Below are 9,269 nucleotides of genomic sequence, written 5' to 3' on the forward strand. Positions count from 1 at the left end.
CGGATCTAAATTTGAATACAAAAAAACTGACAACCGTTAGATGTCAGTTAAGGTGGCATCTTTGATGCCATTTTTTTATCTGTATGTTTTTGTTTTAATATAAGATGATAAATATTTTAATAATTAGTTTCTTGTAAAGTAGTTACATCTACATATTGACCATAAAAATATCCAGTTTTACCTTTGTAGTTAATTTTATACCATCTGTTTTTAGTCTTTTCTAAAAGATTTACTTTAGTTCCTTTAGTTAAAACACCTATTTTTTTAGCTGTAGGAGAACCAGCTTCTCTTACATATACATCGTGGTTTATAACACCTTGAACTTCTTTAACATCAGGTTTTTCAGGAGATTCAGGAGAATTTATAGTAACATATTTACTAGAAACATAAGCGTATCTATCTTTATATTTAATTTTATACCAAGAAGATGTTTTAGCAACTATATTGACTTTAGTTCCTTTTTTCAAAGTACCTAATTTAGTAGATGAAGTAGAAGCTGATTTTCTTACAGTTAAATTAGTTGTTGTAGTACCAGTTGCAGTATAAGCTACTTCTTTGTTGTCGTTTTTATCTAATGTAACATAAGTATTATACACATAAGCATATCCATCTTTGTATTTAATCTTATACCAATTATTAGATGATTTAGCGACTATTTCAACTTTAGTACTTTTTTTCAAAGCATCAAGTCTTTTATAACTTGTTCCAGGTCCTGGTCTCATAGACACATCGCTATTTATTACTCCAGTAGCTGAAAAAGCAGTATCTTTAATTGTATCAGCATAAACTGGTTTAGCTAAGTTATTAATAACGGGTACATTTGAAACGATTGCTCCACCCATACAAAGTGTAATTGATAATCCTGCAACCATAACTTTTTTTAATTTATTGCATTTCATTTGAAATACCTCCTTTAAATAAAAATAATTTTAATTTTTTTAACAAACAAGTTTATTATAGCACTCTTAATTTTTATTTGTTAAAAAATACAGCTATTGTAAACTAATAGTAATTAAGTTTAAGATAAATGTAACAAATGGTAACAAATTTAGATTGAAAAAAAATACAATTAAAATTTATTTACAAATTTGTAATCATAATAGATAATATAAAAATAAGGTTTTAATAAATTAGAAAGGGGAAATACGTATGTACGATATTTGTATTATTGGTGCTGGAGTAGTTGGAAGCTTCGTCGCTAGAGAGCTTTCTAAATACAAGCTTAAAGTTTTGATATTAGAAAAAAACAGCGATGTATGTTCAGAAGTAAGCAAGGCTAACAGCGCTATATTTCACAGTGGATATAATAATAAACCAAAAACTATTAAAGCTAAATACTGCACTAGAGCACATGAAATTATCGACGAAATATGTAGCGATTTAGATGTAGAATATAAAAAAATAGGTTCTCTTTTAGTATCACTAAACGATATAGGAAAAGATTCAATATATGAAAAATATAAAAATGGAGTGAAAAATAAAGTTCCAGGAATAAAAATTTTAGAAAAAAAAGAGATATTAGAGCTTGAACCAAATATAAGCGATCAAGCTACACTAGCTTTATACGCTCCTACAACTGGTGTTATAAATCCGTTTGAGATGACTATAGCTGCCTGTGAAAATGCAATAGAAAACGGAGTCTCATTAAAATTAAATTCTGAAGTAATAGGCATATCAAAGCAAAAATTAAAAGATTTCGATAGTGAAGCTTTATTTGAGATAAAATGCAAAGATAAAAGTAAATACTATTCTAAAATATTGATTAACTGTGCAGGTATACATACAGATAAAATAAACAATATGATATCAAATGACAAGTTTTTTGAAGTTGCACCTAAAAAAGGTGAGTACATAGTACTAGATAAATTAGAAGGCGAAATAGTAAACAACGTAGTATTTATGACAAAAGATCCAGATGACAAAAAAAATAGAGGTATAATAGTTACTCCAACTACGAGTGGAAATATATTATTAGGACCTTCAGCTGAGGATACAAAGGAAAACGACAGCGTCTTCACAACTAAAGAAAAACTCGATTTTATACAAAATAGTGCTAAAAAAATATGTCCAAGTATAAACCTAGATAATATCATAACTTATTTTGCGGGATTTAGACCGAATGCAAATTTATTTATAAAAAATAAAGACACAGGAGAGATTGAAAAAGAAAAGAGCAAGGATTTTATAGTAAAACAAAGCTCAGATGTAAAGGGATTGATAAACGTAGCAGGTATAAAATCTCCAGGGCTTACATGTGCACCTGCTATAGCTGAGGATGTAGCAAATATGGTAGTTGAAATTTTAGGACAAGTCGAAAAAAACGAAAGCTTCAATCCAAAGCGAAAAAAAGTCGTAAAATTTAAAAACCTAGATGAAGCTTCTAGAAATGATCTTATAAAATCAAATAAATCGTATCGAAATATCATATGTAATTGTGAGATGATTACAGAAGGTGAAATTTTAGATGCTATACATAGAAAATGCGGCGCCACAACTTTAGATGGATTAAAAAAAAGAACTAGAATAGGTATGGGAAGATGCCAAGGTAATTTTTGCACTTTAAAGGCTTTGGAAATAATGTCTAGAGAGCTTAAAATTCCAATTGAAAAATTACAAAAATCAAACCAAGGATCTGAATTTTTTGTGGAGGAATAGATATGGAGTATAGAGATTTAGTTGTAATAGGAGCAGGTGCAGCCGGATTAAGTGCTGCTTTAAGTGCTAAAAACGACGGCATAGATGATATATTAATCGTAGAAAAAGACGACATGTTAGGTGGAATTTTAAATCAATGTATCCACCAAGGCTTTGGTGTGCACTATTTAGAAAAAAATTTAACAGGTCCTGAATATTCACAGGTTTTAAGCCACAAGATATATCAAAAAAACATAGATGTAATGTTAAATACATTTTGCTCAGATATATCAGAGGATAAAGTAATTACATTGACAAATGAAGAAGGAATACATAAAATAAAAGCAAAATCTATAATTTTATCTGTAGGCGCTAGAGAAAGACATATAAAAGAACTTAAAATTCCTGGAAGTAGACCGTCTGGAGTTTATACTGGTGGATTAGCTCAGCAAATATTAAATAAAAGAGGCTACAAAATAGGAAAAGAAGCTGTTATACTTGGTTCAGGCGATATAGGACTTATAATGTGCAGAAGACTTATTTTAAATAATATCAAAGTAAAGGCTATAATAGAAATCAACGATAAAATAGGTGGCAACAAAAGGAACTTTAAAGAATGTGTAGAGGATTTCGATGTACCAGTTATAAAAAACAGCACTATTTGTGAAATAAAAGGTACTGAAAGAATAGAGGCAGTCGTAGTAAAAAACATAAAAAACGACGAAAAACAAATTATAAAATGCGATACACTTATAACATCTATAGGACTTACACCGAACTTGACTGTTCCGATTAACAGCAATATGAAAATAGATTCAAAAAAAATAAATATGGATAAATACAATCAATGCAGTATAGAAGGTGTATTCTGCTGTGGAAATATATGTAAAATATATTCTCTAGTCGACGATGTAAGCTACGACGGTGAATACGTTGGAAAAATTGCTAGCGAATATATAAAATCCAAAAAGCTTGTAGATATAGATAAAGTCGAAGTAGATAAAAGTTCTGTATCTACTGATGGAATCACATGCTTAATCTGTCCTAATGGATGTAATTTAAAACAATCAGCTACAGGAGATATAGAAGGCAATTTATGTGAAAAAGGAATTGAATTTTTCAAAGATGAAATAATAAATAAGAAAAGATCTATAACATCGACTGTAAAAATCGAAAATTCTAAAGATAGACTGCCTATAAAAACTTCTAAGCCTTTAGATTTTAAATATATTTACGAGGCTATAAATATAATATATAATATAGAAATAAGCTCTCCTATAAAAATGGGAGATGTGATAATTGAAAATATTTTAAATACAGGTGTAGATATAGTAAGCTGTAGAAATATATGATATTAAAAAGGAGGTGTTGCTATGAATGACATGGATATGGCAATAAAAATAGCAAAACAGGTCTCTAAAAATGGCGGACAAACATTTCTAGTAGGTGGATGTGTCAGAGATGAAATATTGGGAAAAGAAATCAAAGATGTAGATATAGAAGTTCACAATATAGAAGTTGAAAAATTACTAGAGATCTTGAGCTCTCTTGGAGAAGTTAAAAAAATAGGAGCTTCCTTTGGTGTTTTTAATTTAAAAGGATACGATATCGATATAGCAATGCCTAGAAAGGAAAAATCTAGCGGTAGAGGTCATAGAGATTTTGAAATATATGTAGATCCATTTATAGGATTTAAAGAAGCAGCTAAGAGAAGAGATTTTACTATGAATGCTCTTATGAAGGATATTTTGACAGGTGAAGTTATAGATTCATTTGGAGGAGTCTACGATTTAAAGAATAAAATAATAAGACATGTAAACGACGAGTCTTTTTGCGAAGATCCACTTAGAGTATTTAGAGCAGCTCAATTTGCTTCTAGATTCGATTTTAAAATAGATCAAAAGACAATCGACTTATCTTCAAAAATGGATTTATCAGCACTTGCCTTTGAAAGAGTATTTGAAGAATTAAAAAAGGCTTTATTAAAATCAGATAAGCCTTCTGTATTTTTTGAAGCTTTGAGATATATGAATCAGCTTTCAACTTGGTTTAAAGAGATTGAGGATTTAATAGGTGTCAAGCAGCCTAAAGAACATCATCCAGAGGGAGATGTATTTAATCATACTATGCTTGTTTTAAATCAAGCCGCAAAATTAAGACAAGATGCAAAGGATCCTCTTGCATTCATGCTGGCAGCTATGTGCCACGATTTTGGAAAGGTTGTAACTACAAAAATAGATGAAAATGGAAAGGTAACTTCTTATAAGCACGAGCTAGAAAGTGTTAAAATAACAGAAGCATTTTTAGATAGATTAAATAAAGTAAACTTAAAGAAAGAGGTTTTAAACTTAGTAGAGCTTCATATGAAACCGAACCAAATGTACAATATAGCTAAGAAAAAATCTATGATGAAGCTATGGGATAAAGCAATATGCCCTGAAGACTTGATACTACTTGCAAGGGCAGATTCTCTTGGAAGAGATAAAATCCATGACTACGATGAAATAGAAAAGATACTTAGAGCTTCTCTTGAAGATTACAAAAACCTAATGAAAAAGCCTCAAATAACTGGAAAAGACCTTATCTCACTTGGACTAAAGCCTGGAGAACAGTTTTCAGAATACATAAAATTTGGACATAAATTGCATTTATCTGGAGTACCTAAGGAAGAAGTGCTAAGACATGTTTCAGCTGATATAAATAAAAAACAATTACTATAGTAAAGTCAATCAATATTTAAAAGGGTAATCACAAGTTTAGATTACCCTTTTATCCCGATTATCTTATATAAAAATACTAACATTTACCTCATCGCCATTTTTTATTTATTTTTTTATTATCATGTTGTTATATAACTCAAATAATATATAATTTTTAAAGCTTCAATTAAAATCTATAATTTCTAGCTAAATCACAAAAATCATCTTCTAAAAATGTTCCATTGAAAAGTATAGAACCTATTGATGTACATACCTTTGCTTTTTCAGCTTCACTATTCCAAGAGATTTTATGATCGAATATTTCTTCAGACATCTTTTGTAAGTCTACACCCATTGCCTCCATTGAATATCTCATTTTTTCTGGACTATAGCAATCTTTATTATCTAAAATTGCGCATCTTTCGCATAGATTACATGCTCCACATGAAGTCTTTAGGCATTCAAAATCTATTTGCATTTTAGATAGTAATGCCTCTAAAGTCTCCCTATTTTCAGAATAAGCTTCCATAAATTCTTCTCCATCTTCTACTTCGCTTGTTAGCTCTACGACTAGAGAATTTTTATAATCCTCTACAAATTCATCGAACCTAGGGCTGTTTGGAGGACAAGACCAATTCTTATTAAAATTTGGACATTCATCTTTACATAGGTTATAAAAATAATCTCTATTCATAAATTTAATCAAATATTCATTTTCACATACAACAGCTTTTAAATTGAAAATTTTTCCATTCTTTTCAAATTTAATTTTTTTCATTTCATCACCCCTATAAAAATAATATTTATTTAATTATATTATAAATTCACGATAGATGTGTATTTTCCTTTATTTTTTTTAGACTTTTTGTAAATATATGTAAAATATAAAATCAAAAGTTAAAAAATTAACGTTTAATTTAAAAATTAAATTTTATTTTTTATTTAAAAAATAATATATAAGAATCAAAAAATGATTAGAATTTTAAATTATTAAGTTTTAAACTGTAAAAAAGTTAGTTTTATTACAAAAACTTGACAAGATTATTTCAAGTTTATAAAATATTTAACAAGATTATCAAATATTGATAGAATTTAGGAGGCATATATGAAATTATCTGTATCACGATTAGAAGGTTTTTCAGACGGTCTTATTGCTATTATTATAACGCTAATGGTATTAGAAATACCGCTACCAAAAACTATAACTGCAAATGAATTACTTGATTTCGGAAAATCAATTTTGATATTTTTAGCAAGTTTTATAATTGTCGGGACTCAATGGAATAGACATTATCATCTACTAGATAAGGTGGATAATGTATCTAGAAGCTTTGTATGGAAAAATTTGATTTTCTTATGTGTTTTATCATTAATACCATTGTTTATGAAATGGGTATTGTTGTTTCCAGATGAAGTCATACCAGCATTGGGATATGCAGTTATATATATTCTATGCGATTTTATACTGAGACTTTTATTTCGTTCAATTTTGAAGGAAAACAAAGACAATATAAAATTCAACCAAAATAGGAAGAAAAAAAGTTCCTTCATGCGTACAATAATAGCATTTGCATTTTTAATTGCAATTATTGGACTTTCAATATTATTCCCAGAATTTTCAATAATATGCTTTATTATTTTACCAGTTATTTCATCGTTATTTAACTTATTTATACCTGAAAAGAATATGGAATAAGCTTTAAAAATTAATAAATAATTTTAATAAAAAGGTATTGATTTTTTTAAAAAAAGTTCTATAATATGAATTAAAGATTTAGATAAATCTTATTTAATTAATAAAACTCTCGATTTATGCAATAATTTTAAAGTGAGAGTTTTTTAAGTATTTTTTTATTTATTTTTTAGGGTAATTGCAAAAGTCAAAAGGCTTATCAAAATTCGGTAAGTTCATATCTATTTCTCTTTATTTAGGACATAATATAATAAATGGAGGGATGAACTATGGATATAGAAAAATTAACCGTGAGAGTTCAAAAAAGTTTAAACGAAGCCTACAATGAGGCTGTTAAACATCACAATCAACAAGTAGATGTTATTCATCTATTTTCTGCTTTAGTAAACCAAGAGGATGGTTTAATTCCTAATATTTTTGAAAAAATGAACGTATCTGTTGCAGCTGTAAAAAACAGCATAGATGAAGAATTAGATAAATTACCTCAAATTTACGGAGAAGGTATTTCATCTCAAGGTGTAACTGCTTCTAGAAGAATTGAAGAAGTTTTAATTAAAGCTGAAGAAATATCTAAGGATTTCAAGGATTCTTATATAAGTGTAGAACACGTAATGCTTGCTATGATGGATACAGAAGCTAACTCAGCTGTCGGTAAAATACTTAAAAAATACGGAATCACTAAAAACGACTTCTTACAAGTTCTATCAAGTGTAAGAGGTAGTCAAAGAGTCGATTCAAACGACCCTGAAGGAACTTACGATGCTCTAGCCAAGTTCGGTACTAACTTAGTAGATTTAGCTAAAAAACACAAGCTAGATCCAGTTATAGGTAGAGATGAAGAGATAAGAAGAATTATAAGAATTTTATCTAGAAGAACTAAAAACAATCCAGTTCTAATAGGTGAACCTGGTGTCGGTAAAACTGCTATAGTAGAAGGTCTAGCAGAGAGAATCGTAAGAGGAGATGTTCCAGAAGGATTAAAGGACAAAATCATATTCTCACTAGATATGGGTGCTCTAATCGCTGGTGCTAAATACCGTGGTGAATTTGAAGAACGTCTAAAAGCAGTTTTAAAAGAAGTTCAAAGCTCTGAAGGTAAAATAATACTATTTATAGATGAAATCCATACAATAGTAGGTGCTGGTAAAACTGAAGGATCTATGGATGCAGGAAACTTAATAAAACCTATGCTTGCTCGTGGTGAATTAAACTGTATAGGTGCTACAACTTTCGACGAATACAGAAAATATATAGAAAAGGACAAAGCACTTGAAAGACGTTTCCAACCAGTAATAGCTGACGAACCTACTGTAGAGGATACAATATCTATTCTTAGAGGATTGAAAGAACGTTTTGAAATACATCATGGAATCAGAATTCACGACAACGCAATAGTCGCTGCAGCTAAGCTTTCTGATAGATATATAACAGATAGATTCCTACCAGATAAAGCAATTGACTTAATCGATGAAGCCGGTGCTATGATACGTAGTGAAATAGATTCACTTCCTACAGAGCTAGATATAGTCAGAAGAAAACTATTTATGCTAGAAACTGAAAGGGAGGCACTTTTATTAGAAGAAGATGAAAAGAGTAAAAAACGTCTTGAAGATCTAGAAAAAGAATTAGCAGAATTAAAAGCAAAAGACGACGAAATGACTGCTAAATACGAAAAAGAAAAGGATCAAATATTAAAGGTTAGAAACTTAAAAGCAAGACTTGATGAAGTAAAAGGACAAGTTGAAAAATACGAAAGAGAATATGACTTCAACAAGGTCGCTGAAATAAAATACGGCGAAATTCCAAAGCTAGAAGCTCAAATTAAAGAATACGAAGAAAAAATAAACGAAGGCTACGATACAGCTCTACTTAAAGAAGAAGTTACAGAAAACGAAATATCTGAAATAGTATCTAAATGGACAGGTATCCCTGTAACTAAGCTAGTAGAAGGAGAAAGAGAAAAACTTCTTAAACTTGAAGATGAGCTTCACGAAAGAGTAATAGGACAAGACGAAGCAGTTACAGCAGTATCAAATGCAGTAATTCGTGCAAGAGCTGGACTTAAAGATGAAAATAAACCTATAGGCTCATTCATTTTCCTTGGACCAACTGGTGTAGGTAAAACTGAGCTTGCAAAAACTCTAGCTCGTTCATTATTCGACAGCGAAGACAACATAATAAGAATAGATATGTCTGAATACTTGGAAAAACACTCCTTATCTAGTCTTGTTTTAACTCGTCGT

7 protein-coding genes are annotated in these 9,269 nt (G+C 29.6%); 5 read left to right on the forward strand and 2 right to left on the reverse strand.

Annotated elements, in window-relative coordinates; all coding sequences use genetic code 11:
* Positions 1–116 precede the first annotated feature (116 nt).
* The gene (locus tag SPD90_RS00980) at positions 117–899 is read right to left on the reverse strand and encodes an SH3 domain-containing protein (RefSeq protein ID WP_320924043.1); all 783 of its coding nucleotides are present in this window, start codon (positions 897–899) and stop codon (positions 117–119) included.
* A gap of 250 nt (positions 900–1,149) precedes the next feature.
* Here SPD90_RS00980 and SPD90_RS00985 point away from each other — a divergent pair, with 250 nt between their 5' ends.
* The 3 genes from SPD90_RS00985 to SPD90_RS00995 are packed head-to-tail and all read left to right on the forward strand — an operon-like array spanning position 1,150 to position 5,354.
* Entirely contained in the window at positions 1,150–2,655 is a 1,506-nt protein-coding gene (locus SPD90_RS00985; RefSeq protein ID WP_320924044.1) for an NAD(P)/FAD-dependent oxidoreductase, read from the forward strand.
* Positions 2,656–2,657: 2 nt separating this feature from the next.
* Positions 2,658–3,986, forward strand: coding sequence for an FAD-dependent oxidoreductase (locus tag SPD90_RS00990; RefSeq protein WP_320924045.1), 1,329 nt, complete (start codon positions 2,658–2,660; stop codon positions 3,984–3,986).
* Positions 3,987–4,007: 21 nt separating this feature from the next.
* Positions 4,008–5,354 carry a CCA tRNA nucleotidyltransferase gene (locus tag SPD90_RS00995; protein ID WP_320924046.1) on the forward strand — a complete coding sequence of 449 codons (1,347 nt, stop codon included), beginning with the start codon at positions 4,008–4,010 and terminating at the stop codon, positions 5,352–5,354.
* A 166-nt stretch (positions 5,355–5,520) separates the two neighbouring features.
* Here SPD90_RS00995 and SPD90_RS01000 read toward each other — a convergent pair whose 3' ends face one another.
* Positions 5,521–6,111, reverse strand: a complete 591-nt coding sequence (locus SPD90_RS01000) for a DUF2284 domain-containing protein (RefSeq protein ID WP_320624939.1) — start codon at positions 6,109–6,111, stop codon at positions 5,521–5,523.
* A gap of 327 nt (positions 6,112–6,438) precedes the next feature.
* Between SPD90_RS01000 and SPD90_RS01005 the strand changes: the two genes are divergently transcribed.
* Positions 6,439–7,029: a TMEM175 family protein gene (locus SPD90_RS01005; RefSeq protein WP_320624940.1), complete on the forward strand. Its 591-nt coding sequence runs from the start codon at positions 6,439–6,441 to the stop codon at positions 7,027–7,029.
* 266 nt (positions 7,030–7,295) lie between these two features.
* Positions 7,296–9,269 (forward strand): ATP-dependent Clp protease ATP-binding subunit (locus tag SPD90_RS01010; protein WP_320924047.1); only part of this gene is annotated, 1,974 nt, incomplete at its 3' end.

Origin of the sequence: Intestinibacter sp. (assembly GCF_034113885.1) — a bacterium.
Classification (GTDB): Bacteria; Bacillota; Clostridia; order Peptostreptococcales; family Peptostreptococcaceae; genus Intestinibacter.